Consider the following 25,727-nt stretch of genomic DNA (forward strand, 5'->3'; position numbering starts at 1 on the left):
TTATTGATTTGAAGGAATGGTTTCTTTATTCGCTTTGATATCGGTCCCCAAACGTTGCAGGTAAGCAATAATGGCTATTATTTCTTTGTTGCTTTTAACTTTAATGTTGTTCTGTTTCAGATCGAGTGCAATCTTTTCGGCCTGAACTTTTAAATCATCATTTGCACGTTTATCATAACCATCAGGATAAGGAACACCCAATGTTTGCATCGCCCTGATCTTACTTGCAGTTGTTGTAATATCCAGTTTCTGTTCGATGAGCCAGGCATAAGGCGGCATAATGCTTCCCGGCGACATTGACGTAGGATCGACCAGGTGGTTGTAGTGCCAGGCATCAGAATATTTCCCGCCTATGCGGTGAAGATCGGGTCCGGTACGTTTACTTCCCCATAAAAACGGGTGATCATAAACAAACTCTCCGGCTTTGCTGTATTCGCCATATCGCTCGGTTTCTGAACGGAAAGGCCGCACCGTTTGCGAATGGCAGTTTACACAGCCCTCTCTGATGTACAGATCTCTCCCCTGAAGTTCGAGCGCTGAATAAGGTTTTACACTGGCAATGGTTGGCACATTAGATTGAATGGTAAAAGTGGGCATCATTTCTACCATGCCCCCAATGAGGATGATGATCAACGATAACACCATAAATTTCATCGGTTTGCGTTCTAAAACCCTGTGCCAGGCTTTATCAGCGGAAGAAGTTTCCACAATTATTTTGGTTAATGGCATGGACTCGGCAGGCTCGTTAGCAAGCAGTTTAGCACCTAGCATGGTTTTGGCCAGGTTATAAGTCATGGCAATTACCCCTGTTAAATATAGTGCCCCGCCGATTGAACGTAAAACATGCATCGGGATAATCTGTAGTGTGGTGGCTAAGAAATTAGGGTACTTTAATAAACCTTCTGGCGTAAACTCTTTCCACATCAGCCCCTGCGTAAAGCCAGCCCAATACATCGGCACGGCATAAAAAAGTATGCCCAAAGTACCTATCCAGAAATGAAAACCTGCCAGTTTTTTAGAGTATAATTCTGTTTTGTAAATACGGGGAATTAACCAGTACAGCACACCGAATGTTAAAAAGCCATTCCAGCCCAAAGCGCCAACGTGCACGTGGGCAACAATCCAATCGGTAAAATGGGCTACGCCGTTAATCTGTTTTAAGGACAACAACGGACCTTCGAAGGTGGCCATACCATAAGCTGTAAGGGCAACCACCATAAATTTAAGGGTTACATCTTCCCTTACCTTATCCCAGGCACCGCGTAAGGTTAACAAACCATTGATCATACCACCCCAGCTTGGGGCAATCAACATGATCGAAAAGGCAACGCCTAATGATTGTGCCCAACCAGGCAATGAAGTGTATAATAAATGGTGAGGCCCTGCCCAGATATAAATAAAAATAAGCGACCAAAAATGCAGAATACTTAACTTATAAGAGTAAACGGGTCTTCCGGCCATCTTTGGCAAGAAATAATACATCATGCCCAGATAAGGCGTAGTTAGAAAAAATGCCACCGCGTTATGTCCATACCACCATTGCACCAATGCATCCTGAACACCAGCATACACGTAATAGCTTTTCATGAAAGAAATGGGTAATTCGAAAGAGTTTACAATGTGCAATACCGCAATGGTAACGAAAGTGGCAATGTAAAACCAGATGGCCACATATAAATGGCGTTCTCTTCTTTTAAAAATCGTTCCGAACATGTTAACGCCAAAAACCACCCAGATGATGGTGATGGCAATATCAATCGGCCATTCGAGTTCCGCATACTCATGTGAGGTAGTAAAACCCAGGGGAAGTGTGATTACTGCCGATAAAATGATCAGCTGCCAGCCCCAGAAGTGGATTTTGCTCAGCACATCGCTAAACATCCGTGCTTTTAACAAACGCTGAAGGGAATAATAAACACCCATAAAAATGGCATTGCCCACAAAGGCAAAAATTACGGCATTGGTGTGCAGCGGCCTGATCCGACCAAATGTGGTGTATTGACTGCCTAAGTTCATTGCCGGTTTAAACAGTTGCATGGCTGCAAGCAGGCCAACTGTCATCCCTATAATTCCCCACACCAGGGTGGCAATACCAAAGTTTCGAACAATCTTGTTATCGTAAGTAAATTTTTCTAACTGCATAATAGAAGCTGAATTTTGTATGTTTTGTACACCAAAGGTATTCTGCAGTGGGCTGATAAAGTATGACGGCAGTTAGCTGGAAAAGTGATCTTCTTCACTTTTTTCAGCAATAACCTCATCATCGAAGAGCATACGGATGCCTGGGGTATGTACATCATCGTTCTGTCCGGTTTTATATGCCCAGAAGAATGCGGCCAGAAAAATGAGTGCCATTAAAACGCTGCAACCCACTAAAAAGTAAAGGATGTTCATATCAGTTTATTTTTACGGGCAAACCATCTGGTTGCCAGGGTTGTAAAGGAAATAATGGTAACCGTACTAATCGGCATCAGCACTGCGGCCACCAAAGGATAAAGGGTACCCTGCACGGCAAAATAAATACCAATACAATTATACGCGATGGCTATAGCGAAGCTTGTTTTAATGATCTTCAAGCCGTCCTTACTTAACTGAATAAAATCTGGCAGAAAATTTAAGGCATTTCCTTTCAGAATGGCATCACAGCCTGGCGTAAAATTGTTGATGTTATCCGTTAATGCGATTCCAAAATTACTTTGTTTTAAGGCTCCGGCATCGTTTAACCCATCGCCCAACATCATTACTTTATTTCCCTGCTGTTGAAGCTGCAGAACAGCGTCCAGTTTTTGGAGCGGGCTCTGGCGAAACCTGATGGTTGTATTTTTCGTAAAAATGGTATCCAGCATATAACGGTCTTTATCGGTATCGCCAGATAAAACCTGTAGTTTGAATTCCGAAAGTTTTAAGATCAACTGCGCCAATCCTGAACGCCATTGCTGTTTAATGTCAAAGCTTCCTTTATAAACATGGTCGATTACAATATGCACTCCACTTTCACTAGCAGACTTTACAGCAATGGGTAGCATGGATAAATGCCCTGCATAAATGCTGTGGTTGTTTATGCTGGCAGTCAAACCTTTTCCTACCACTTCTTTATAATCGCTTAGCGAATAAAACCGGTCAACATTTAAAGCTTTTAAGATATGCCTGCTTAAGGGATGGATAGAGTTTCGCAGCAACGAGGCCACAATAATTTTTTCTTCGCTTGTTAAAGATCCGTTAAAACCAATTTCGGCATTTTCGTTACTGGTTAACGTACCTGTTTTATCGAAAATCAGGGTATCGCATTTGGCAAGTTCTTCAACAGCATCTGTATTTTTTACATAAAAACCCTTTTTATCAAAAACAGATAAAATAGCAGATAAGGTAAAAGGGGTACTTAAAGCCAGTACGCATGGACAGGCCACAATAATTACAGCTGTAAATGCCGACCAGGCTTTGTGGCTGTCGTTTTGGAGCAGCCAATACGCGGTAGCTGCAAATGCGATCAGGAAAACACCAAGGCTGAAGTATTTGGCTACGGTATCGTTAAAATTCTGTTTATCAGTATTGTTTTTATAGTTATCGTTGTTCCATAAACCGGTTAAATAACTCTGCGAAACAGGTTTAATTACTTCAAGTTCTATGGCCTCGCTGGTTTGTCTGCCACCGGCATAAATAATCTCACCCAAAACTTTGTGTACGGGTTCTGATTCGCCTGTAACAAAACTCATGTCCATCCAGGCCTCACCTTTCATCAGAATGGCATCAGCCGGAACCAGCTCCCCGTTCCTGATCCACAACCTATCGCCGATCTTGATTTCGTTTATAGCAACTGGTTTTTCTTTACCGTTCTGCAATGTAGTTACTGCAATTGGGAAGTAGGAACGGTAATCGCGATCAAAAGAAATGTGATGATAGGTGCGTTGTTTGAGCCATTTGCCCATTAAAAGCAAAAACACCAACCCGGTTAGGGTATCAGCAAAACCTGGGCCTGTGCCAAAAACAACTTCAAAAGCTGTACGCAGGAAAAGCACTGCAATTATCAGTGCCAAAGGGGTATCGAGGTTAATATGCCTGTGTTTAAGACTTGTTATTGCTGAGGTAAAATAATCGCGGCCACAATAAAAAGCCGCAGGAATAGAGAAAGCAAGGTTTAGCCAGCCAAACAACGATTGAAATTGTTTTTCAAAGCCCGAAAGGCCAAAATATTCCGGAAAACTAAAAAGCATGACATTGCCCATTAAAAATCCGGCAACGGCTATTTTTAAAACCAAAGCTTTATCTACAGAAATGCTATGTTCCTTTATTACATCCTGAAGACTGATCAAAGGCTCGTAACCAATCTGATTTAAAGTTTCTACCAGTTGCCTTAACGAAATTTCGTCGTGATTGAAACTTATGGTAACCTGTTTTTTAAGAAAATCGATCCGGGAGCTGAATATAGCGGGGTTGATTTTATAAAGGTGTTCTAACAGCCAGATGCATGAACTGCAGTGGATGGCCGGGATATAAAAAGTAATAATGCCCGAGCTTTCGTGCTTGTAATCGAGCAGTTGGTCAATGATTTTAGGTTCGTCGAGATATGCTAAATGATGCTCATTTTTAAACTGCCTGCCCGGATTATTGTTGTACACATAATAATTGCATAGGTTGTTCTCTGAAAGGATCTTGAAAACAGCCATACAACCCGCGCAGCAAAAATCTTTACCTGCTGTCTGGTATTTTACCTTAGGCAAATCTTCGCCACAGTGATAACAGACAACTTTGGTCGCAGTTTTATTTTGATCTTCCATGTTAACCCCTACTTAAATTGATGAACTGAATAATTGGGTTTTGGGCTGTTTAAGCCAAAGTTTTTCATCGAATGCCATACAAATATTTCTGAGGAAAGATTTTCCTCTTGTGGTAATCCTGATTTCTTTTTCCGTTACCCAGATCAGCTTATCGCGTAATAAGGGTAACAGCCTGCCATATACTTGTTCTGGAATACCTTCATTGTACATTGTATTTTCCCTGCACATGATGTTAAGGATATGTTTTCTTACCTCAAGATCTTCGCCTGTAAGGAGATGCCCTTTTTCTACCGGAAGTATACCTTGTTCAATTTTATCGAGATAAGCTTCCACCGTTTTGGGGTTTTGTGCAAAAGCTGTCCAGCTATCGCTGATGGAAGAAACACCCAATCCGATAAGCAAATGGGTATGCTGATTGGTGTAGCCCATAAAATTACGGTGCAGTCTCTGTTCGGTTATTGCCTTAAACAAAGAATCGCTTTTTAATGCGAAATGATCCATGCCCACATCTTTATAGCCTGCTCCATCAAGTAACTGCCTGCCCAATTGGTAAAGCGCAAACTTTTCATCGCCAGTAGGGATATCTTTTTCGGTATAATGTCTTTGGCCAGGCTTTAACCATGGCACATGGGCGTAACTGTAAAAAGCAATCCGGTCGGGCTGCAGCGCAATTACCTCTTTTATGGTAGCTGATAAGCCAGATATTGTTTGTCCTGGGAGACCATAAATCAGATCAAAATTAACTGAGGTATAGCCAATTTCCCTTGCTTTTTCGGTAACCAGTGCAACCTGTTCAGGCGTTTGGAACCGGTTAATTAAAAACTGAACTTTAGGATCAAAATCCTGGATGCCCAGACTTAATCTTTTAAAACCGAGACTGTACAGCGTAGTTAAGTGTTCACTGGTAGTATTGGCTGGATGTGCCTCAAAAGAAAATTCTGCATCAGGAGCCAAAGTTGAATTTTGCAGAATGCCATTGATCAGTAAGCCCAGGTTTTCGGCGCTGAAAAAAGTAGGTGTCCCGCCACCGAGATGCAGCTCTTTTAGTTTCGGTTTTTCACCTAAAGCTTTCACATACATTCCCCATTCAGAAAGAACTGCCAGGACATAGGGTATCTCTACAGCATGATTTTTGGTAATGCGGGTATTGCAACCACAATAGGTGCACAAACTTTCGCAGAATGGAAGGTGAATGTATAAACTTATCCCCTCTTTTTTATAGGTTGCATAGCTTTTAGTTACTGTACTTAACCAATCCTTTCCATTAAAGTTCTCATTGTCCCAATATGGAACGGTTGGGTAACTGGTATACCTTGGAGCGGCAACATTATACTTTTTCAGTAGCGCTGATGTATCCATTATTTCGAAGTTTTAACGGTTGCACATTCGTTCTGACAGCAGCAGGATTTGCCTACGCATTTACCAGCAGCCCATTGATCGAGGTTTTTGATTACCTGTTCCATCCGTAATTTAGCGTCCATATCGACGGCTGCCAAAGGAACATTTGCTACCTTTATTCCGGCAGCACCAGCGGCTTTTAAGTCAAGATGATCGGTCTCAGATGACGAGGTGGCAATATATTTTATACCCAATGCTGTTAGGCCTACAATCATGGCTTCACTCAGCTCATCATTATTAAAAACCAATAATGCCTCTTTTCCTGCTGCAAATGAAAGTGTACCGGCGGTTAAGCTGTTCGCAATTATAGTAATGTCGTGTTTTTTATAATTGGCCAGTACCAACCATTCCTTTTCATCGGGTTTGATGTTGTAAGCTATAGCTTTCATATACAGAGTTTATGGATACAAAACTATAGTGGAAGTGAGCGGCAACAGGTGAGGATGCTTAGAGAAAAAAGTGATTTTTGTTACATTTCTTAGTTTAGCGCTTGGAGTAGGGCGCTTGGAGTCGATTAACTGATTTAAATAATTAATTTTTGAGTTTGGAGCTTAGGGCTCAGGGCATAGCGTTGAATAACCGATTTAACAATTTACTGATGAATCATCCCGGCAATAAATATGAACTTATTGACTAATTTTTATAATATGATCGTCATTCTCACGCAGGTGGGAATCCTAAAGCATTAAGATTATCTTCGATGAGCACTTCGTGGTTCCAAATCAATTACCAATGACAGACTTCAACAGAGTGGTCGTCTTTCCCGCGCAGGCGGGAATCTTAAAGCGCTTGCATTACGATTCCCAATCAAGTTGGGAATGACGAACCGCCAAAATCTGTCATCAATACTCCGATGTACTTGAAAAATTCTAGCCTCTACCAATGACAGATTCTAAAATTGGCGTCATCTCGACCGAAGCAAATGCGGAGTGGAGAGATCTTTGGACTATGTCTTATATCCCGTTGAACTTATTTCAGCATTTATAGATTAAAGATTCTTCACTGCGTTCAGAATGACAGGTTTTATAAACGATCATCATCACGAACTATTGACTAGCGAACAAATTACTGTTTAATATTTCTGAGTTTTTCGATCGAGAGAATATTTATGGCATTGCCTGTTTTATCAATCAGTTTTTCATCTTTAAAATCAGCGAGCATTCTGCTTACCGTTTCGCTGGCCGTACCTACTAATGCAGCAAGATCATCACGCGAAATCCGGATCGTACAACTATCTGAAATACCATCACCAAATTTTGTTGCAACCTGCAATAATGCCTCTGCTACACGTTTTCGTACCGAAGAATAGGCGAGTTGAAGCATCTGCTTTCCTTTATCACGCACATTTCCAGATAATAAACCGATAAAAGTTTTAGATACGGCCTGATGGTTGAGCAGGTATTCCATAAAATCTGCCTTAGGAATCTGGATAATGTCCGATTCTATTAAAGTTGCCGCATTGTCTGTGTATACTTCGCCATTGCATAAACTTTCATATCCAAAAAAATCACCATCATGATACAGGCTCGACGAAAGTTCCCTGCCATCCTTAAAACGTTTGTAGGTTTTTACCTGTCCCTTAACTACATAATAAAGATGGGTCGGTTCATCCCCTTCCACATAAATAATTTGTTTGTTGGCAATTGGCCTTGATTTGCCCCTTTTACGAAGTTCCTCCATCACCGTTTCGCTATTGCCCGTAGCTGAATTAAAGCTAGCCGATTGCTGTTTTTTCTTAAACCTGCTTTCTATGGCCTTAAAGAGCTCAATGTCATCAAATGGTTTAGTGAGGTAATCATCTGCGCCCATTTCCATACCTTTCCTCATGTCTGCCCGCTCTGTTTTTGCGGTAATGAAAATAAAAGGAATGTTTGCCGTTTTCTGGTTTTTGTTAAGCAGGTACAGCACCCCATAACCATCCAGTTCCGGCATCATGATATCGCAAAGTATTACATCGGGTAAATGACTCAGGGCCATTTCTACACCTAACTTACCATGTTTAGCAGTAAAAGTTTCATAACCGGCCAAATCGAGCACTTCGGCCGTACTTTCCCTGATATCATCATTATCTTCAATAATCAAAACTTTCTTGTTCATGGGAATGGATATTAAACTGTAAAATTATTTATTGAAGGTAAAGCTAAGCGTAAAAACCGTACCTGAATTTTGTTCGCTCTGGCAGGCTACGGTGCCGCTCATCAGACCTACATATCTTTTTACAATGTTCAGACCTAAGCCTGTGCCCGGGATATCGCCCGTATTATGGGCCCTGAAAAAAGGTTCGAACAGATTGTTCTGATCTACTTTTGGAATGCCAATACCGTTATCTTTCACCTCCAAAATGAGTTCATCATCTTTTAAAATGGAATTAAACTGGATTAAAGTATCCGCACCAGAATATTTTATAGAATTGGAAATCAGATTGATCACACAGTTTTTTAACAGGTTCGGATCGAGGTAAACCTCGGCAGTTGTACCGGTGTGTTCGTAAATAATGTGCTGGTTCTCTTTGGTCATCATCTGCATTTCTTCAGCTATTTCTTCAGCAAAGCTGATGATATTGAAAGATTGGGCCGATGCTTCTACTTTTCCGGCCTCGAGTTTTTCGAGCGAGAGGAAATCGTTTAAGATGGTAGTAAGGTTATTAATCGAATTTTTGATTTTCAGCGTATGTTTTTCTACACTGGCCACATCCTGCTTGGAGGTATATTTATCTATTAAAGAAGCCGATAATTGTATAGAACTGAGTGGGGTTCTAAACTCATGCGAGGCCATCGAAACAAACCTGGTTTTAAGCTGATTGAGTTCTTTCTCTTTCTGAAAAAGTGCCTGCATATTTTCTTTGGCCATCTCGAGTTCCGATACCAGCTTTACCAGATCGTGCGTACGCTCTTTTATTTTGACCTCGAGTTTTTCGGTATAGCTTCTAATCTGTTCTTCATTGGCTTTTTCCTTACTCAGATCGTGGATAAAACCAGTATAGATTTTACGGTCGCTAAATTTTATTTCGCTTACGCCCAGTCTAAAAGGGAAAACCGATCCGTCTTTGCGTTTTCCAGAAACTTCTCTTCCAGTTCCGATGATATGTTTTTCACCGGTATGTTCATATCGGGACAGGTATCCATCGTGGCGTGAATGATCGGGCTCTGGCATCAAAACCGATACGTTTTTGCCTACCAGTTCTTCCCTGCCATAGCCAAAAAGCTCAAGCGCAGCAGGATTTAAATGTTCTATAATCCCTTTATCGTCAATGGTAATAATTCCATCAATGGCATTTTCAATAATCGCATCCAAAAATTTCGACCTATCCATTCGTTTCAAGTATATCCTTGTAAATATAGAAAAGTTATTCCCGATCTTTTTTCTCTTATTCAACAATCAATCCGTCAAGCTTGTCTTTCGAATCTGCCAATTGTTCATATAACCCTTTTAACTCACCAGATGCCTGATCGGCAACCTCATTGAATAGTTTTTTATAATAATTAATCCCTTCGGCCAGCTGGAGTTTAAATCCGTTTAACTGCTTCCTTTTTTTATCGCTGAAGTTTTGAAGTTGCTGTTTGATATCCTCCTGAAGATAATCGATGTAGAGGTTAAGTTCCTTGATAAATATATGCGGTCTTTCCACTTGCGCCAACAGGTTAATTTTCCCATAAATATGGCCAACCATCTCATCAAATGAATATACATCAGAAAAATAGGCTAGGTTCGGGCCTGGGCAAATGGCTACCGCTGTATTTTCTTTTGGCTTAGCGATATTGTATTTCAAATAGGTGGAGGAACACAAACCTTCGCAAAGGCAAACTTTTTCGGTTACCAGGTTAAATTGCTTTTGATATTCATCTGCCGATAATCCGGCTGTTTTTAGGCTCTTGATCTTTAAGTGCTGATATTCACGTGATGCCGTACAGATGGCCTGCTCGGTAAATTCGGTATTGTTGCAGAGGTATTTCTTGGTACATGGGCTTCCCGGCCGGCCCTTTTCAATCCGCTCGGTACGCTGGCGGTCTATTGTACTGTTTTTAAAATTATTAAACCTGATACCCAGCGGAGAGGCTCCACTTAGATAAAAATCGCCTTCTGCCGAGCTGGCCAGTTTTGCCAATGTTTCGGCATCTACATTGGTTACTTCGGGTACCAACAGGAAAGGGCTTCCCCACCCTGTGGCATCGAGATTGTAATATTGAAGGAGAAAATCATGTTCAGCTGCAGTACCGATTCCACCCTGAACGCTGATCCGTTGTTTGGGCTGCTTTTGTGTTTGGATTCCCTTTTGTGCCAAAGCAGATTGGTACATTTTAAAAAGCTCAATGAGCATATCGTTTTTTTTGAGCTTAAATTCTTCCAAAATCGGCCCCAATAAATACCCTTCTGTTGCAAATGCATGACCGCCACAGTTCAGACCCGATTCTATCCGGAATTCTGAAACCCACAAACCTTTTTTAGCCAAAAATTTAGCCTGGATTAAAGCCGACCTGAAATCACTTACTTTTAAGATGATTTTCTTTTTCAGCTTGCCATCTTCATCAGGGAAAAAATCTTCAAAGTTTTCCATATAGCTGTATAATTTCGGGTTCATACCAGCAGATAACACGACTGAAGAGTTCAGCTTACTTTCGGCAAAACCGCGTAGCGCAGTTAATGCATCAGTATGGGTATCGCCAGAATATTCACCATCTACATAATTCATTTTATCTACCTTGGCCATAATGTTCACATCAATAGCCCCCATCCTCATCGCATTTTTTAAAAGCGATTGAAAGGTCTGTTTAGTTTCACCTTCAGGATAATCCAACATCAGGTCATATCCATGTTTTAATTTAGAAGTATCAGGGAGAAGTTCGAAATAACGGCAAATATCATTTCCAGCAGTAAAATCCTGTTGTTTTAATGCTCTAAAATCGTCGGTGATGGCTTCCAGCAAAAAGTTCAGGTAGGCGGTGATGCGTTTACTCCGGCTTTCGATAGCATCTTTCGGAATCGCTTCGAAATGAATCGACCGATTTTTTGAATGATGAGCTCGCATGCGCTCGATCAGTTCGTCATCAACAATAGATAAAACCGATGAAATACCGTACCTGGCTACTTTTAATGGAGTATCAATAGAATAGCCTAAGCCCAATACAGGGATATGGAATGAATGTGGCATAATGTTAGTAATATAGGTTTGGCCTTTTATAACAAAAAGCCGATGATTTCGACAGCAAAACTATCGTAGTTGTGCCAATCAGACTATGATGCCTGTCAAAGCAAAAAATGAGTGAGATCACTTTTTAATAATTTTACTGAAACCATTTATTCAACGCTATCGTTCATCTCGAATCTACCTGTTTTAAGGTGAGAGATAATTTCATTATCGCAATAAACATTACGGTAATGCACATTGCGATAATACAATATAAGTTTTTTCTGACTATTAGCATGAGATTTTATGATAGAATGGAATTGGTATTTCGTTATATAGATATGGCCTTTCCTAAAAAAAGCTATTAACCTGAGTTCGATTGATAATGTTCTTTTATTTGTTCTGTATGAACATTTTGCATGAACGGGTCGTCACCCTGAATTCATTTCAGGGTCTTTTCTGCAAATAAGATGCTGACCACGAAGTAGCTATTAGGCCTGTGAAACAATAAAATCTACTAATAAAATAAATTCAGCATGACGCGACGCCTAGCCTAGAAGCGATAAAAAGCAGATACTTACTGCAAATATTAATCGAACTCAGGTTATTAATTTCCACAGCAAAAATATCGAAGTTGAACTAACCTGGCGATGTTGCCTGTCAAAGCAAAAAACGAACTGGAACATTTTTAGTGGATCAAGATCCTAGATTTGGATGATTGAGGGCAGTTTTCCCTAAAATCGTCATTTGAAGCTGATTTTTCATCTGCTGCAGCAATCTTATCGTAGGCAGGAAGGATTGCTCTTCCAAAAAAGTCCTATCGTGTGGACCAATCTTTTTTTAAGAATGGTTTTGGGCATCATGCTAGCTGGCTTTAATAAACCACAGTCTTTACCGAAGGATGCCGTCAATCCCAAGTGGCGGGAGAATCAAAAAAATAGGTGCACAATGGTGCAAATAGCATTACCAAACCTGAAACGCAGTGGTTTTGTGTTCATTAGCACTGAATTCAAGGTTTAATATCAATTGAACACAAAACGAAGTGCCACTGTTTTTTTGATGAGCGTGGGCGGTGAGAAGCCACATTGCTGGATTGACAAAGCGCTTTGGGTACTTTGGCGCTCCAAAGTACCATGCCCCCGCGGCAAGAGCGGAAAAATCAACATTTATCTTAAAAACTATAGTTTTTAAGATATCAAAGCTTGTTATTAGCAGGAAAGATGCTGATCCCGAAGCCTAGGGACAGCATGACAATCGCTTTAGGAATATGTGCTATAAAAACAAATGCAGCTAACAGAAATGTGTCCAGACGATAGGAAAAGTCGGGACAGGCTGTCGTTGCTTCTCGCAATGATGTCCCATTTTGGAATCTGTTATTCCTGTCAATCAACACTATCGTTAACCTCAAATCTACCTGTTTTAAGGTGCAGAATAATTTTGAACACGATAATATCTTCGTCATGAGGATCTGTTTTGCCAGTTCCATGTGATGGTTGCGTGGAGGGGGTATTGGTTAAAGGCATCATCCGGTGGATAATCCCCTGAAGCGCTCTTTGCTTTTCTGCAGCATCAGTGATTTCTTCAAATTTGCCCCAGCATACCACACTCTTCCAGTTAAAGGTGTCGCGGATCTGATCGGTTTGAAAGCATACCTGAGGGTTACTTTTCATCATCCTGATTTTTTGCCCTGGAGCAGAATGGGCGTAAACCGTGCCGCTATTGTACACATAATTAATGGGCACAATGTAACTTACCCCATGGGCATGGCAGGCCAAACGGCCAATATATTGTTCTTTAAGGAGTTTTTCAATCTCTCCTTCTTCTAGTTTTCCTAACATCTTACAAGAATTAATGTTGATTATGAATTAAGTTCCGGCAACATCCAAAACTATCCGGCCCTCAATCTCACCCTTTTTCATCTGTCCGAATACTTCGTTGATGTCTTCCAGTTTTGCTGATTTAACCTGCGCCCTTACCTTTCCATCCACCGCAAATTCGATGGCTTCCTGCATATCTTTTCTGGTGCCTACAATAGAACCCCTGATGGTTAATCTGTTTAACACGGTATCGAATATGGGAAGATCAAAACTGCCGGGAGGTAGTCCGTTTAGCGATAAGGTACCCTTTCTGCGTAATGCAGAAAGCCCCTGACTGAAAGCAACAGGTGTTACTGCAGTTACCAGTACGCCATGCATACCTCCTGTCTGTTTTTTAAGAAATTCACCAGGGTCATGCTCAAGCGCATTAACCACAATGTCTGCACCGAGTTTTCTGGCCATCTCCAGTTTATCGTTCGAAATATCAATTGCAGCAACCTGAAAGCCCATAGCTTTTGCATATTGAACGCCTAGATGGCCGAGCCCGCCAATACCCGATATCGCAACCCATTCGCCTGCTTTTACCTCAGTTTCTTTTAAACCTTTATACACGGTAACGCCGGCACAGATAATCGGTGCCATTTCTGCAAAATTTACATGCGAAGGGAAATGGGCAACATATCTCGAATCGGCAATTACATATTCTGCAAAACCTCCATCAACACTATAGCCTCCATTTTGCTGCTCGTAGCACAATGTTTCCCAACCTGTTAAGCAAAATTCGCAACAGCCACAGGCACTGTACAACCAGGGCACACCAACTACATCACCTTCTTTTACACTTTTAACATCGTGCCCCATTGCGGCTACCAAGCCTATGGCCTCATGACCGGGCACCAATGGCATTTTTGATTTTACCGGCCAGTCGCCATTACAGGCATGAAGATCGGTATGGCATACACCACATGAAATTACCTTAACCAAAATCTCATATTGATTGAGCGGCCTAACCGGCAGCTCTTCTATAGCCAGTGGTCCACCATACTCATGGATAACTGCGGCTTTCATTGTTTTAGGATACATATATGCTGTTTACAATAGATTGTACGAATTGAATTTTATTTAATAATCGGCTAGTTTACATTGGAATACGGTGTTCAGGAGGTAAAACTAAAAGCGGGATCTGAATATGATCAGACATGTTTAGCGTATAGCTCCCTTTAAGCAGGCGGTGAAAAAAACTGTGTTTTCGGTGCACCATTGCCAGGATATCGATCTGTCCATTCTCCACAATCCAATCTAAACCATCCTTAATCCGTTCACTGTTTATATGCCTATGGTAGATATTTCTATAGTTAACCCTATCGGCAACCCGGTTTAAAAAATCCTCTGTCGCTTGTTTGTGAAGGGCAAGATCTGAATTGGCATTACCGGTATGTGTAATGAGTATATCGGCATTAAAAGGTTTTGCAAATTCAGCAAGTGCGCACAAAACGGGGATATCACTATGGTGAAAATCTGTAGCAAAAGCAATTTTTTTAGGCTTCTTAAAGCGGTATCCCGCAGGTATAAGCAAAACAGGTATTTCCTGCTCGATGATTTTCCTGGCAACACTGCCCATAAGTGTTTTGGTTAACTTATCTGCCCGGTTTAGTCCGGCCACAACGAGGTTCATTTTACATTCAGCAAAATATTTACTAATTTCCTGTTCAACCTCGCCACTAACAGATCTTCCAAACACTTCTGCTTTAAAACCAAGCTCATGATGTGCCTTTTTATATTTTTCTTCAACCCTTTCAACCAGTTTGCCCAGCGCTTTTTTAGCATCATCTTCTATAAGCTTATATTCTTCAAGCGGCCATACCAGAGAGGCCGCAGCGGGAGAAAACTCAGGAACCTGAAAAACATTTAACAATTCTACCCTGGCACCAATACCATGGGCCAGATCAGTTGCATAATCAGCTGCGTTCTCTGCCGTTGCAGAAAAATCAACAGGTACCAGGATCTTTTTCATATTGAGCTCTTTTTAATTGTGCATAAAGTTTAGAAAAACCGGACGTACAAAATATGAGCCGCATCAGTTATTAAAATGATTATCTCCCGGTGTTGCCATTTAAACGCCATCATTATTATGATATGCTAAAGAAATATTTAGACTAATTATCATTACCACAAAAAATGATTAAATCATTATGCTTTCCGTAATTTCAATGTTTCAAAATTATCCCATTATATAAAATGAGTGTCCATATAGGCTTAATGATCTGGAAGGAAATGAAGCAGAAAGATATCTCTGTTTCAGACATTGCTGCCGCCCTTGAGATCAGCAAAACAAAAGCACAGGAGATGCTGAATACCGCGACTATCGATATCCTTACTTTGGTCCGTGTAAGTGAAATCCTGAACTACAATTTTTTCAGTTACTACGAAAGCGGAAAGGTTTTTTCGAAGATCGGTTTAAAGGAAAAAAACCAGTTAACAGCAGAAGTTGACCGGTTGAAGGCATTACTCGCCGAAAAGAACAAAGCCCTCGAACTCCAGGAAAGGTTAAATAAGATTCAGCTCAGTACGATTTCACTCTTGGAAAAAGGACAGTTTAGATAAAATGTACCATAGATGCAGTAACACATCTGAATTATCCTGCCATTTCCATTTTTAAAAAGAAAACCACAACCAGTTGATCTTTAGCCTGGATGAGCCTGCCCATTTTTTTTGGAGGAGTCAGATGAAAATCAGAAAAATTGATGACTTGTTGCCCGATCAGCTCCATGGCGCCCCGTTTAGCATTGATCTGATAACAGATTTCGAATCTTTTTAATACACCAGATAGTGTAATCTCCACATCACCTTTAACAAAACTTTGCTGACCTGCGGACGGGGTTTCTTTTAAGGACAAGAATTTGATTCTTAGCACTGGAAACTTGTTCACCTGTAGCGTATTTAGTAGCTGTTTAGTCATCATTGTACTGTTACAGTCAAAATTCTTTACCTCAAGATTTAAGGTTCCGGAGAGCACAATATGGTCTGTTTTATCTTTCGAGACCAGAACGGTATCGGTTTTGGGATAACGCAGGATTGCACAGGAAAAGCGGTTTATATTGGTGGTTCCATTAACAGTGAGCATGCTGTTTTCACTCACTACCCATCTTGAGGTACTTTTGGTTTTACCTGCAGGCCTCAAGCCGGCCAACAGCAAAAAAAAGATGGTTAACAGTAGCTTCATCATGTTTTTTTTTAAGGCAGGAACAAATCGTTCCCGCCTAATGGTTTATTGGCTAAAATCCTACAACAGCCTGAATCACATACCCTTTAAATTTTCCTCCGCTGCGGAAATCTGCAGTTGGGAAATCTTTATATTTCTGGCTCACATACTCGCCTTTTAACAATATGTTTTTGGTCATAAACCATCCTGCAGCAATGGCAATACGATCTATTTTTACGTCACCGGTATAGGTTATTGCAGGAGTTGTTCCGGCAGCTGCCACATCAGGCATGGCGGCGGTAACCACATTGTATTTTGCACCGATAAAAAAGTTTTCTGTCTTGCCGAATCTATATATACCATCTATTGCTATCTGTTCAGCTCCCCGACTGCTTGTCTCTGTTTTTGATCTGCCCTTCGCATTTTCATAAGTTGCAAAAAGTTCCAGTCCCTGCAATTTTATAAATGCGTTTAGCTGAAGGGCATTCACTTTTTTGGTAAAACCAGGGTTAAACCGTCCGGAGAAGGCATTGGTGGTATTTACTGCGCCGACTTTTTCCAGCACCATAAAATAGTTCGATCCTGTACGGTCGCCGCCATATAAGGTCTGTCCGCCAGAACTGTTATTGCTGTAATAAGAGGCCGCGAAACGCACCCTCAAATCGCTGTTCAGCTGTTTATCAAAACCACCTTTTACATAAACAGCTGGTGATTTGTGCACGTTTGCATCCTGAGGAGTAGCGATCAGGCTATCAATATTACCTTTAATCATTCCATTGGAAACACCAATTAAACCAAACAGTGCATTTTTTCTCACTAAAACCTCTCCGCCAATTTCAGTTGTAAATCCATCCATGATGTAATTTTCAATAAATCGGTTATAAATCGTTTGCCCGCCATCGGACCTGCGGAAATGCTGATCGCCATAGTTGATTTCCATGTGCCCGATTTTGATGGTGGTTACCGACATAATATCGTCCCACAATTTACCCTTGAACGGTAGCTTATCAAACTGGATATATCCACCCTTCACCCAGGTTTCGTTGTGGTGACGGGAAGAAAGATAGCTTGTAAGATTCAGCCTGATCCCATCTGAGAGTTGTACATCCATGAACAGATTGGCATTGGCAGTATTAAAACCCGGGGTCATTTTATATAGTCCGCCAGAAGTGTTTTCATGTTTCAGCCCCTGAAAAGACTGGGTAAATCCCGCACCAAAGCGAACTTTTATTTTATCAAACACGGCTTTACTATCTTTGGGTGCCTCAAAAACATTGATACCGGATTTATCATAAGGCCTCAGGTTGGAAACCTGTGCCTGTACCCCAAAACTATACGAACTTATAATGGCTACCACGAGGGCAGAAAGTAGTGTAAACTTATTTTTCATGATTTTATCTTAGTGATGAACAGTTATTTTGCTACCGATGTCTTAACATAATCGAATTCGAACTGGACATTGAGGTTATTACCCACTTTCATTGCCCCAAGCATAAAACTTGGTGGTTCAATACCATAGTCGGTTAGCATTAAGTTTTCGCTGCCATGGCAACTGATGGAACCATCTGCATTTACCAAAGCCATTACCTTCATTGAAAGGCTTTGTGTTTTTCCTGCAATGGTCAGGATTCCTGTTGTCTCAATCGAATACCTTTTTGCCTGTATCATGGTAACTGTTGCAAAGGTGAGTTGATAGCTTATTTTAGGAAATTTAGTTGCGCTAAGCGTCTTGTAGGTACGGTCGTCCATGGAAGATTTCCCGCTTTTAAGGCTCCTTGCTGCCAGGGTAAATCTTAGGGCTGTTACATCCGTCATTTCACCCCAGGCATTGAAATTAAATGTACCTGTGCTTTCGAACTGTTTGGATGTCATCGACCAATCGTGAACATTCGAAGTGCCCGTTACCTTGACTGAACCGCTCCCCATTTTAGAAAACTGATATGCTGTTTGCGCAACTGTTACCAGCGGAGACAGCATAAATAATAGGATGATAGGTCTGATTTTTTTCTGGAATATGTTAAATGTTTTCATAGCAGGGTTATTGGATTAAACTGTTGGTCAAACCTACCCCTGTTCTGCGTCAGATCTTATGATGATGGCCAGATGAAAAATTGATCGTCATCACTTTTTAATGAAAATAACATACTGAAAATCAATAAAATATTTAAAAACATAGCTTACATGTCGGAAATGGCTGTGTATCCGTTGTGTACCAAACTTTACCTAAGCTACTGATAAGATTGGATAATAGACTGATCAATAAGTAGCCTCAATGGAATGAGACTGGAAACCCTGAGCCGTTATCCGTTCAGGGTTAAGCAAGACGGAGACCTCATCAGATAAATGGCCAGTTTAACCAGCTGGAGTAGAAATCATATCGCCTCATTATAAAGCAACTCAGAGATGAAATGTAACCACCATCCCATCAGGTTGCTAAACAAAAGATTGCAGGCCCATTATTTAGGACAAAAATATCAATCAAAACCGTAATAACCCCAACATGCTACCGCAGGAATAAAAACTTTAAGGCAACCTTTGCGTATTAATAGCATACTGACCTAAGAAAAATGTCATTTCATAGATAGAGTCCAGTTTTTTTGGAAAAACATTTGAATGGCGATGACATTTGCATACGGTATTCGTCATTCCCAGAGGTCAGTTTTTTAGCAAAAACAAAGGAGTTGGGTGACAGGTAAGATAAATCGTCATCTTGACCGCAGTGGAGAGATCTTTTAACATAGTTCAAAGATCTCTCCACTCCGCATTTGCTTCGGTCGAGATGACGCCAATTTTAGAATCTGTCATTGGTAAATGATTGGGAACCACAAACTGCTCATCGAAGATAATCGTAATGCCTTAGTAGGATTTGCAGCTCGCATTAAGATTCCCGCTTGCGCGAGAAAGACGACCGTTACTTGCAATCTGTCATTGATAGCATTTTTGTTTACATCGTGTTCAAAACCCCTCATTTACGAAATTCAAAATGCAGCATTGTTCTTGAAAAATTAAGAAATCATTAAAAAACAGGAGAAATAAAAATTATTAAGACCGATACAGGCGTATCGGCATTTTTTTTGTTATGAATCAAGTATGAAAAGGAATGATATAATCAGTGCGCTCTTAGGTATGTTGATTATGGCCATCACTTATTGGCTGCTGTTTTACAAGTTATCTTCTCCTAAAGAGCGTAAAGAAGTTAGAATGTCCTCCTCAACACCACGGTTAAAACACTTAGAATAAGTACTCCCAACTATCTTAATTCAGAGAAATCTTAAATTTTATTTTTGGAATAATATTGCTTGTGAAAATAAAAACTACAAAAGAAGAGGAGTATTATTACCGTCCGAATGCAATGCTCGCTAAAAATTAATATCAAAAGGTCTGGATTTTTAATTCCGGCTTTAATTTTAGATTATATTTTAACCTATGTTTTGCAAAAATAAATTTAAGTCATCTTCTTTAGCCAAACCCAGTTTTTGTTTTATCCGGTAACGGCTCATACGCACACTTTTGGCCTCAATATGCATAATATGTGCAATTTTTTTGGTGTCCATTTTTAAATGAAGGTAAGCACAAAGTTTCAGGTCGAGCGTGGTCAGTTTTTGTCGTGCCCTTTGATTTAACAAAGAGAAAAATTCTGGATGCACCTGTTGGATCTGAAATTTTGCTTCTTCAAAATCATTATCTAAAAGGAGTTCTTCATTCCAAATTTTATTAATATTCAGTTGATGGTGATCATTAAATTTTTCTTTGATCTGAAAAAGCATCTCTTTTTTATGTTCCAGCTGCAATTGGCTGGCCATTACTTCTTTCTGCAACTGCTGCTGCTGGCTTTCCAATAATTGCTGTTCAGCTTTCAGCCTTGCCTGTGCCTCTTTTTCAAGTTTCATCTGCAATTCTGCCTCCTGCTTTTCTAAGTGCAATTGTTTTTCGCGTTGTAAGGAGTACCTAAGTCTGAAATGATAAGAGCGAAACATAAATATCAGGCCCAGTAATGAGGCAATTGCAATACCGAAGTATAGATATTTTTGTTGCTGCGCATATTTTTCACTTTGTTTTAATAACCGGACTTCACTGTTTTTTTTTTCAGCTTCGTACTGCACTTCCAGTTTTTGAGCATTTAAAGTCCGTTTTTCATCAAAATATTTGCTGTTGTATTCGGTTGCTTTTTTCTGAAATCCCAATGCTTTTTCATAGTTACCCTGTTGCTCATAAAAATTAGAAAGGGAGGTTACAACATTGATTAAAGTATAATAGTAAGGTACTTTTTGGGTTTTCAACACACTATAGGCTTCTTGCAGATAACCTTCAGCCATAGCAAAATTTTTGTCTCTCTTGGCATATTCACTTAAAATCCCCAAACTGCTGGCCCTAATTTCTTCACCGTTTATGGCTCCCTTCATTACTTCGTTGGCCATGCCGGCATACCGAATGGCATTGGCTTTCGCAGCCTGATCTGTATCAGGGAAGTACTTCAAATAATAATCTGCACTATTGATACAGGACATCGCATATGCTTTTCGGGCAATATATTGAGGGTACTGCTGATAAAGATGCTGTACTTTATTTAAATAGTAAATAATACTATCGCGCTGTAATTCATTTTTGGTTGCTGCAAAATTATAATCGGCCGCTACCGAAAGTGCAATGTAACAGTTGCTCAACAAGTTATAATCAGCAGTTTTCAGTGCATTTTCAGCAGCCATTTGGGCATATCTATTTACATTTTTCACATCATCCCACCGTGTATTCAGGGCATACAACTGGTAATATATTTTGGCAGTAAGGTATGGATCGTATTTTTTCTCCAACATTTTAAGGCCCATCTGGCAATACTTGGTTACCAATTCGTTGTTATCAATGGCATTATAAAATAAAGCTTGTGCGTAATAGGCATAAGCCAAAGCAATGGACTGCCGTGCCTGTTGCCCCATAGATAAAGCGGTATCGCTCATTTTTTTCAACAAAGCAAACTGCTTTGTATTTGCATAAACGTTAACCAGCATGGCGTATGCCTTTGTGGCTTCAGTAAAGTTTTTGAGTTTTATAGCCAAACCTGCACTTTGTTGCGCCTTTACAATTGCGGCGGCATAGCTAGCATTAATCCTATATCTTTCTGCCAGCTGCGTAAGCAGTGCTGGTTTATCTTTTTCACTTAATTTATCGAGCGCTGTGCTATCTAATAATGTTTGCGCATGAGTTGTGAAGAAACATATGTTCATGCCTATTAAGAATAATATGTTTTTAAAAACCTGATGCTTCATACCGTAAAATTAACATAAAGATTGAAGCCCCGATAATATTGTAGACGAAAACAAAAAAAGAATAAAATAAACAAACAGCTAATAATCAGCGCTTTAAAAACACATGTAGATGTATTGTAGACGTTTTATTAAAATACAGTAGACGCTTTGTAGGTGGTAAATTCTTTTAGAGGATGATGATTAACCGCAAATTTGACCTGAATAATTTTCAATCTAAAAAAACAGAAATCATGGACAACAAAACACTTTCAATCATTTCTTACATCACACTTATCGGTTGGTTAGTCGCTTATTTCATTGGAAAAGATAAAGCTGATGCTTTACTTAAATATCATTTAAGGCAGTCGTTAGGTCTTGCCATTGTAAGTATTATTTTCAACGTAGCATTTACCATTATTGCCAGTGTAGTACCTGGTTTATCCTTTTTGGGATTTGTGGGTTATGCATTTATCATTCTTTGGATTATGGGGATCATCAATGCAGCCAACGGCGCATTAAAACCTGTTCCGCTTATTGGTAAATGGTTCGAAGACAGATCTTCATTTGCTGGTAAATATTAATAAAGAAGTTTATGCGCCTCAACATTAAAAATGTCATGCTTATGGTGATGGTTTTAACCATCACCGCATGCAACTTTACGGTAAATACCCCTGAAGAATATTTTGACCGGGCAGCCTTAAATGCCAATGACATATCTCGTTTTGGCACCTACTATTTTGAAGGTTACCCTTTTTAATAATTATTATTCAGTCGCTCCAGAATTCAGTCATTCCTCAATCGGATAACCATGAAACAAAGACTTTCGATATTTTGGATACTTTACATGTTGTTTTTTGCGATTCCATTCCCGATGTTGTTATATTATAACATCAAGAGCGAAAACATGCCGAACCTGATGGAAAGAGCCCCATGGCTATCGTTAAGTTTGGTAGCAGTTTCTGTGTTATTGTGGATTATTCTCTTAGTAGGCTATTACCGTAAATGGGTAATCCGCACGTTTTCCATCATAAGGAATATAGAAAAACTCAAAAACACAGGGGAGCCCCGTGAGGCCAAAATTATAGAGGCTGTAAAAGTATCAAAACCTAATGCGGCTTATGATGCCTATGAACTCACACTCCAGTTTAAAAACCTGTCAGGTAGTGAAATCAGGCAAAAAACCACAATAAATGATGCAAAACCTTACGAACGCCGATATGAGATTGGTAAAACCGTCGGCATACTGTTGGATAAGGAAGCAAACAAAGTCCCTTATTTCATTATCGCCAGTACAGAAGTAAGCATTAATAAAACCATCATTGTATTGATTAATTTAGCTTGGCTCACATTTGTATGTACTGTTGCAGGCTATTTTGTTTATTCTTACCAATCAGAAAGCGAGGGTGCGGGCTGGCGTTTCATGAGTGTAGGCCATCCGCTATTAACCTGTGCTGCAGCGCTGCTCCTTGACAGTTTTTTAGTAAGTTTTATTTTTGGAAAGTTCATCGGCAAACCTAACGAATCTTTCCTGATTAAATTTAAAGGTATCCGGACAAATGCCCGTTTGCTTAAGGCCAGCCAGACGGGAACCTATATTAACGAACAGCCGATGATTAACTTTGAACTGGAATTTACCGACCAGTACAACCACAAATACAAGGCAAATGTTAAAAAAATTGTAGACCTGCTCGATCTTGATATGACCAAACAGGAACACATATCTATTTTTTACCTCAAAGAAAATCCCGATAAAATTGCCTTTGAAAAAGACCTGAACGAAATTAACGGAGAATTTTGATGAAAAACTTAACCCAAATTTCCTGGCTGATGATACTATGCTGCTTCCTTGGCGCTGGTTGTAAACAGATTACAAAAAGTGTAGATGAAACCTTTCATCCAAACGACTCGTTAGTTAAAAAATATAATAAAAAAAACCATATTGGATCAGAAAGCGAATATACCGGAACCACTAAAATAACAACGACAACTTCTACACAGCATTATCAGGAGAAATTTGTAGTGATAAACGGCGACACGGTTAAAACACCAGAACTTCAGAACAAGGCAAAAGAACTTTTTCATGATCTTGAACGGTTGAAACAAAAGCAAACACCAGCAGGTAGCAAGGAAATCCAAAAAAGAGTAAATGAATTTTTAAAGGAAATGAACCTGCCACAAACCAAAATAAAAGATGCTGGCGTAGAAAAAGCGACAATAAAGGCAAAAAAAGGAATGTTAAATTCCTCTGAATTAGAACAGGCAGAGGAGAAACTGAGAAAATTACCACAGTACCGAAATAAAGAAATAATGGTATATCAATCTGTTCATTTTTACGCAGATGGATCTATTCATCTGGCTCTGCAGCATCCCGAGAACCCTGAATATGTAGATGAATATTCGTTTAAAGATGGCGCTTGGTCTGAACCAAAACCAGTATTGGCCCGAAATGTGGAGCGCAGAATATTTCCATTAAATAAAATGAATTTCGCAGCTGCACAAAAAGTGATACAAATTTATAACGAAAAGGCCGCTGAGATTGAAGGTGCAAAGCCCACCACTTTGGTTTACATTTCCATTTGGGATAATGGCATGCGCTGGTTTCCATCAAGTATTAACGGCAGCCGCGAACGTTATGATCTGCAATTCAATAACGATGGTACGCTAAAGAGCTTTAGGCAAGAATGAAAAATGAATAGTTTGGAAGATGATGAATAAGGATAGTTACTTACCAGAATCCTCTAAAAACATAATCAGATCAAACTTAATGAGTTCCCAATGTTTCCCCTTCAAACAGACTGGATCAGGATCCTGATCGGCAGAATCGAAATTGTTCATATTTCTGGTGATAAGTAAAGGATCATGGTTATATGGATAACGCTGTTGATGAAATGCTAACATTTCTTGAAATGAGAATGATTCCAACAACTCATGCAGATCCCAAAAGTCTTTCTTCCTACCGCCTCGCTGAATTACATCCACTTTCATGGCCAAAATTTCTTCGGTAGTTGCCATGCGAACACCATCAACCGTAAACGGCTCAAATATAAACTCATCAGTGTAGTAAAAGTCAAGTTTAACTGTAGCGTTTGCATCCTTTCCTACTCTATAAGATTTTCCCATCGCCACAGGCAGATCATTTACGCCAAAAACATAGTTGAAATGATTAATTAGAAAAGTATCTATTTCTTTGAAATCTATTGAACCATAGGGTACATCTGTAAACAAATCAATGTCGATAGAGATTCGATTACCCAATTGCAAACTCAATGCTGTGCCACCAACCAATCTAAACCGTTCAAATAAGGTTTCATTCATTAAAAGTAACAAGCAATCTTTCAATTCGTTGTTTACAGTATTCCAATAAACCATAACAGCTTAAATTATACTAGTTCCATTGATGGTGGTTGGACGTATATTTAAGGATTTCATAAGCAGATTTTCTACCACATCCTTTCCATAAAAATTCAAAATCTCTTGTTTTTCTTTCTCGTTTCCATATTCGAAAATACGGTGTACAATAAATTTTTTATGAAGATCCCAGTCGATATTTTCAATTTTGGTATCCCAGAACAACGCCGAACTAAAAACAGAAAGATTAGGGGTTAGCTTTCGTTTTTCCTTTTCTTTCTTAATATCATAAAATGCCTGAAGTGTCATCAGAAAGCCTTCCTCTAAGCCCAAAGCCCTTTCAATCCGCAACGAAAGGCTAGTGTTCATATCCCTTTTTCCTTTAGTAATGGCCCCAATGGTTTGGGGATACTCCGACAGAGAAATGGCAAAACGCCTTTTAGAAAGCTTTTTTTTCTTTAGCTCATGCTCCAGAAAAAAGCCGGGATGAAGTCCTTTCAATATTGATAGCTTTTCGAACATAGACACAAATATAAACAATATTGTTTATACTTTAATAACATTAGCTATTGTCAAAAGTTAGAATGAATCACAAAGCTGCTATTACCTAACCAAACCCATTGCCTTTCTTAAATCTACATCGTTATGCGTACCACATCTTCGGGTTTGTAGTTTACAACATAATCGGCATAATTGCAGCCTTCTTCCACGCCCACAGTTTTCCCTCCGATAAATTTATGCCTTTCCGCTGAGCCTTTAGAGCGGCATTAAGCGGTGCTCCAGACGAAAAGGTAGCCCCATCGATCAAAACCAGGAGCT

Annotated in this window: 22 protein-coding genes; 5 read left to right on the forward strand and 17 right to left on the reverse strand. The window is 39.8% G+C overall.

Features of this window, described 5'->3' with window-relative positions; translation table 11 throughout:
- The 11 genes from ccoN to QF042_RS22230 all read right to left on the reverse strand — a co-directional run bounded on the left by ccoN (position 1) and on the right by QF042_RS22230 (position 15,129).
- Positions 1-2,142, reverse strand: coding sequence for a cytochrome-c oxidase, cbb3-type subunit I (ccoN, locus tag QF042_RS22180; protein WP_307532342.1), 2,142 nt, complete (start codon positions 2,140-2,142; stop codon positions 1-3).
- 72 nt (positions 2,143-2,214) lie between these two features.
- Positions 2,215-2,394, reverse strand: a complete 180-nt coding sequence (gene ccoS / locus QF042_RS22185) for a cbb3-type cytochrome oxidase assembly protein CcoS (protein WP_307532344.1) — start codon at positions 2,392-2,394, stop codon at positions 2,215-2,217.
- Complete coding sequence (locus tag QF042_RS22190) at positions 2,391-4,775, reverse strand: heavy metal translocating P-type ATPase metal-binding domain-containing protein (RefSeq protein WP_307532346.1); 2,385 nt, start codon at positions 4,773-4,775, stop codon at positions 2,391-2,393. The genes ccoS and QF042_RS22190 overlap by 4 nt, the downstream gene beginning before the upstream one ends.
- A gap of 12 nt (positions 4,776-4,787) precedes the next feature.
- On the reverse strand, positions 4,788-6,134 hold the full coding sequence (gene hemN / locus QF042_RS22195) for an oxygen-independent coproporphyrinogen III oxidase (RefSeq protein ID WP_307532348.1): 1,347 nt from the start codon (positions 6,132-6,134) through the stop codon (positions 4,788-4,790).
- Positions 6,134-6,562 carry a lactate dehydrogenase gene (locus tag QF042_RS22200; RefSeq protein WP_307532349.1) on the reverse strand — a complete coding sequence of 143 codons (429 nt, stop codon included), beginning with the start codon at positions 6,560-6,562 and terminating at the stop codon, positions 6,134-6,136. Before QF042_RS22200 ends, hemN begins: the two co-directional genes overlap by 1 nt.
- A 676-nt stretch (positions 6,563-7,238) precedes the next feature.
- Complete coding sequence (locus QF042_RS22205; protein WP_307532351.1) at positions 7,239-8,270, reverse strand: response regulator; 1,032 nt, start codon at positions 8,268-8,270, stop codon at positions 7,239-7,241.
- 24 nt (positions 8,271-8,294) lie between these two features.
- On the reverse strand, positions 8,295-9,485 hold the full coding sequence (locus QF042_RS22210) for a PAS domain-containing sensor histidine kinase (RefSeq protein ID WP_307532354.1): 1,191 nt from the start codon (positions 9,483-9,485) through the stop codon (positions 8,295-8,297).
- A gap of 55 nt (positions 9,486-9,540) precedes the next feature.
- Entirely contained in the window at positions 9,541-11,322 is a 1,782-nt protein-coding gene (locus QF042_RS22215; RefSeq protein ID WP_307532356.1) for a hypothetical protein, read from the reverse strand.
- A gap of 1,358 nt (positions 11,323-12,680) precedes the next feature.
- Positions 12,681-13,136: a pyridoxamine 5'-phosphate oxidase family protein gene (locus QF042_RS22220; protein ID WP_307532357.1), complete on the reverse strand. Its 456-nt coding sequence runs from the start codon at positions 13,134-13,136 to the stop codon at positions 12,681-12,683.
- Between the two features lie 27 nt (positions 13,137-13,163).
- Positions 13,164-14,183 (reverse strand): alcohol dehydrogenase AdhP, encoded by a 1,020-nt coding sequence (gene adhP, locus QF042_RS22225; protein WP_307532358.1) that lies wholly within the window; start codon positions 14,181-14,183, stop codon positions 13,164-13,166.
- A 70-nt stretch (positions 14,184-14,253) separates the two neighbouring features.
- The gene (locus QF042_RS22230; RefSeq protein ID WP_307532359.1) at positions 14,254-15,129 is read right to left on the reverse strand and encodes a universal stress protein; all 876 of its coding nucleotides are present in this window, start codon (positions 15,127-15,129) and stop codon (positions 14,254-14,256) included.
- 224 nt (positions 15,130-15,353) lie between these two features.
- Between QF042_RS22230 and QF042_RS22235 the strand changes: the two genes are divergently transcribed.
- Positions 15,354-15,719 (forward strand): helix-turn-helix domain-containing protein, encoded by a 366-nt coding sequence (locus QF042_RS22235; RefSeq protein ID WP_307532360.1) that lies wholly within the window; start codon positions 15,354-15,356, stop codon positions 15,717-15,719.
- Between the two features lie 31 nt (positions 15,720-15,750).
- On the opposite strand, the gene QF042_RS22240 is transcribed toward QF042_RS22235, so the two are convergent.
- The 4 genes from QF042_RS22240 to QF042_RS22255 form a co-directional block, all read right to left on the reverse strand.
- Positions 15,751-16,341, reverse strand: a complete 591-nt coding sequence (locus QF042_RS22240) for a YceI family protein (RefSeq protein WP_307532361.1) — start codon at positions 16,339-16,341, stop codon at positions 15,751-15,753.
- A gap of 49 nt (positions 16,342-16,390) precedes the next feature.
- On the reverse strand, positions 16,391-17,707 hold the full coding sequence (locus QF042_RS22245) for a hypothetical protein (RefSeq protein ID WP_307532362.1): 1,317 nt from the start codon (positions 17,705-17,707) through the stop codon (positions 16,391-16,393).
- Between the two features lie 23 nt (positions 17,708-17,730).
- Positions 17,731-18,348, reverse strand: coding sequence for a YceI family protein (locus QF042_RS22250; protein ID WP_307532363.1), 618 nt, complete (start codon positions 18,346-18,348; stop codon positions 17,731-17,733).
- Positions 18,349-19,736: 1,388 nt separating this feature from the next.
- The gene (locus QF042_RS22255; protein WP_307532364.1) at positions 19,737-21,581 is read right to left on the reverse strand and encodes a hypothetical protein; all 1,845 of its coding nucleotides are present in this window, start codon (positions 21,579-21,581) and stop codon (positions 19,737-19,739) included.
- Positions 21,582-21,811: 230 nt separating this feature from the next.
- Here QF042_RS22255 and QF042_RS22260 point away from each other — a divergent pair, with 230 nt between their 5' ends.
- Genes QF042_RS22260 through QF042_RS22275 form a run of 4 tightly spaced genes read left to right on the forward strand, consistent with a single transcriptional unit; the run spans position 21,812 to position 24,245 of the window.
- Positions 21,812-22,141, forward strand: coding sequence for a DUF4870 domain-containing protein (locus QF042_RS22260; RefSeq protein WP_307532365.1), 330 nt, complete (start codon positions 21,812-21,814; stop codon positions 22,139-22,141).
- An 11-nt stretch (positions 22,142-22,152) separates the two neighbouring features.
- Positions 22,153-22,317 (forward strand): hypothetical protein, encoded by a 165-nt coding sequence (locus QF042_RS22265; RefSeq protein ID WP_307532366.1) that lies wholly within the window; start codon positions 22,153-22,155, stop codon positions 22,315-22,317.
- Positions 22,318-22,368: 51 nt separating this feature from the next.
- The gene (locus QF042_RS22270; RefSeq protein WP_307532367.1) at positions 22,369-23,358 is read left to right on the forward strand and encodes a hypothetical protein; all 990 of its coding nucleotides are present in this window, start codon (positions 22,369-22,371) and stop codon (positions 23,356-23,358) included.
- A complete protein-coding gene (locus QF042_RS22275) occupies positions 23,358-24,245 on the forward strand; it encodes a hypothetical protein (RefSeq protein ID WP_307532368.1) in 888 nt (295 codons plus the stop codon). Before QF042_RS22270 ends, QF042_RS22275 begins: the two co-directional genes overlap by 1 nt.
- Before the next feature lie 36 nt (positions 24,246-24,281).
- Here QF042_RS22275 and QF042_RS22280 read toward each other — a convergent pair whose 3' ends face one another.
- Entirely contained in the window at positions 24,282-24,929 is a 648-nt protein-coding gene (locus tag QF042_RS22280; RefSeq protein WP_307532369.1) for a nucleotidyl transferase AbiEii/AbiGii toxin family protein, read from the reverse strand.
- Between the two features lie 6 nt (positions 24,930-24,935).
- Positions 24,936-25,430 (reverse strand): plasmid maintenance system antidote protein, encoded by a 495-nt coding sequence (locus QF042_RS22285; protein WP_307532370.1) that lies wholly within the window; start codon positions 25,428-25,430, stop codon positions 24,936-24,938.
- Positions 25,431-25,727 lie beyond the last annotated feature (297 nt).

This window comes from Pedobacter sp. W3I1, assembly GCF_030816015.1.
GTDB lineage: Bacteria > Bacteroidota > Bacteroidia > Sphingobacteriales > Sphingobacteriaceae > Pedobacter.

Coding starts and splice junctions, on each gene's coding strand:
- ccoS (WP_307532344.1), bottom strand. CDS start 2,394: ATGAACATCCTTTACTTTTTAGTGGGTTGCAGCGTTTTAATGGCACTC.
- QF042_RS22190 (WP_307532346.1), bottom strand. CDS start 4,775: ATGGAAGATCAAAATAAAACTGCGACCAAAGTTGTCTGTTATCACTGT.
- hemN (WP_307532348.1), bottom strand. CDS start 6,134: ATGGATACATCAGCGCTACTGAAAAAGTATAATGTTGCCGCTCCAAGG.
- QF042_RS22280 (WP_307532369.1), bottom strand. CDS start 24,929: ATGGTTTATTGGAATACTGTAAACAACGAATTGAAAGATTGCTTGTTA.
- QF042_RS22270 (WP_307532367.1), top strand. CDS start 22,369: ATGAAACAAAGACTTTCGATATTTTGGATACTTTACATGTTGTTTTTT.
- QF042_RS22215 (WP_307532356.1), bottom strand. CDS start 11,322: ATGCCACATTCATTCCATATCCCTGTATTGGGCTTAGGCTATTCTATT.
- QF042_RS22265 (WP_307532366.1), top strand. CDS start 22,153: ATGCGCCTCAACATTAAAAATGTCATGCTTATGGTGATGGTTTTAACC.
- QF042_RS22260 (WP_307532365.1), top strand. CDS start 21,812: ATGGACAACAAAACACTTTCAATCATTTCTTACATCACACTTATCGGT.
- QF042_RS22235 (WP_307532360.1), top strand. CDS start 15,354: ATGAGTGTCCATATAGGCTTAATGATCTGGAAGGAAATGAAGCAGAAA.
- QF042_RS22200 (WP_307532349.1), bottom strand. CDS start 6,562: ATGAAAGCTATAGCTTACAACATCAAACCCGATGAAAAGGAATGGTTG.
- QF042_RS22275 (WP_307532368.1), top strand. CDS start 23,358: ATGAAAAACTTAACCCAAATTTCCTGGCTGATGATACTATGCTGCTTC.
- ccoN (WP_307532342.1), bottom strand. CDS start 2,142: ATGCAGTTAGAAAAATTTACTTACGATAACAAGATTGTTCGAAACTTT.
- QF042_RS22245 (WP_307532362.1), bottom strand. CDS start 17,707: ATGAAAAATAAGTTTACACTACTTTCTGCCCTCGTGGTAGCCATTATA.
- adhP (WP_307532358.1), bottom strand. CDS start 14,183: ATGAAAGCCGCAGTTATCCATGAGTATGGTGGACCACTGGCTATAGAA.
- QF042_RS22230 (WP_307532359.1), bottom strand. CDS start 15,129: ATGAAAAAGATCCTGGTACCTGTTGATTTTTCTGCAACGGCAGAGAAC.
- QF042_RS22240 (WP_307532361.1), bottom strand. CDS start 16,341: ATGATGAAGCTACTGTTAACCATCTTTTTTTTGCTGTTGGCCGGCTTG.
- QF042_RS22255 (WP_307532364.1), bottom strand. CDS start 21,581: ATGAAGCATCAGGTTTTTAAAAACATATTATTCTTAATAGGCATGAAC.
- QF042_RS22210 (WP_307532354.1), bottom strand. CDS start 9,485: ATGGATAGGTCGAAATTTTTGGATGCGATTATTGAAAATGCCATTGAT.
- QF042_RS22205 (WP_307532351.1), bottom strand. CDS start 8,270: ATGAACAAGAAAGTTTTGATTATTGAAGATAATGATGATATCAGGGAA.
- QF042_RS22250 (WP_307532363.1), bottom strand. CDS start 18,348: ATGAAAACATTTAACATATTCCAGAAAAAAATCAGACCTATCATCCTA.
- QF042_RS22285 (WP_307532370.1), bottom strand. CDS start 25,430: ATGTTCGAAAAGCTATCAATATTGAAAGGACTTCATCCCGGCTTTTTT.
- QF042_RS22220 (WP_307532357.1), bottom strand. CDS start 13,136: ATGTTAGGAAAACTAGAAGAAGGAGAGATTGAAAAACTCCTTAAAGAA.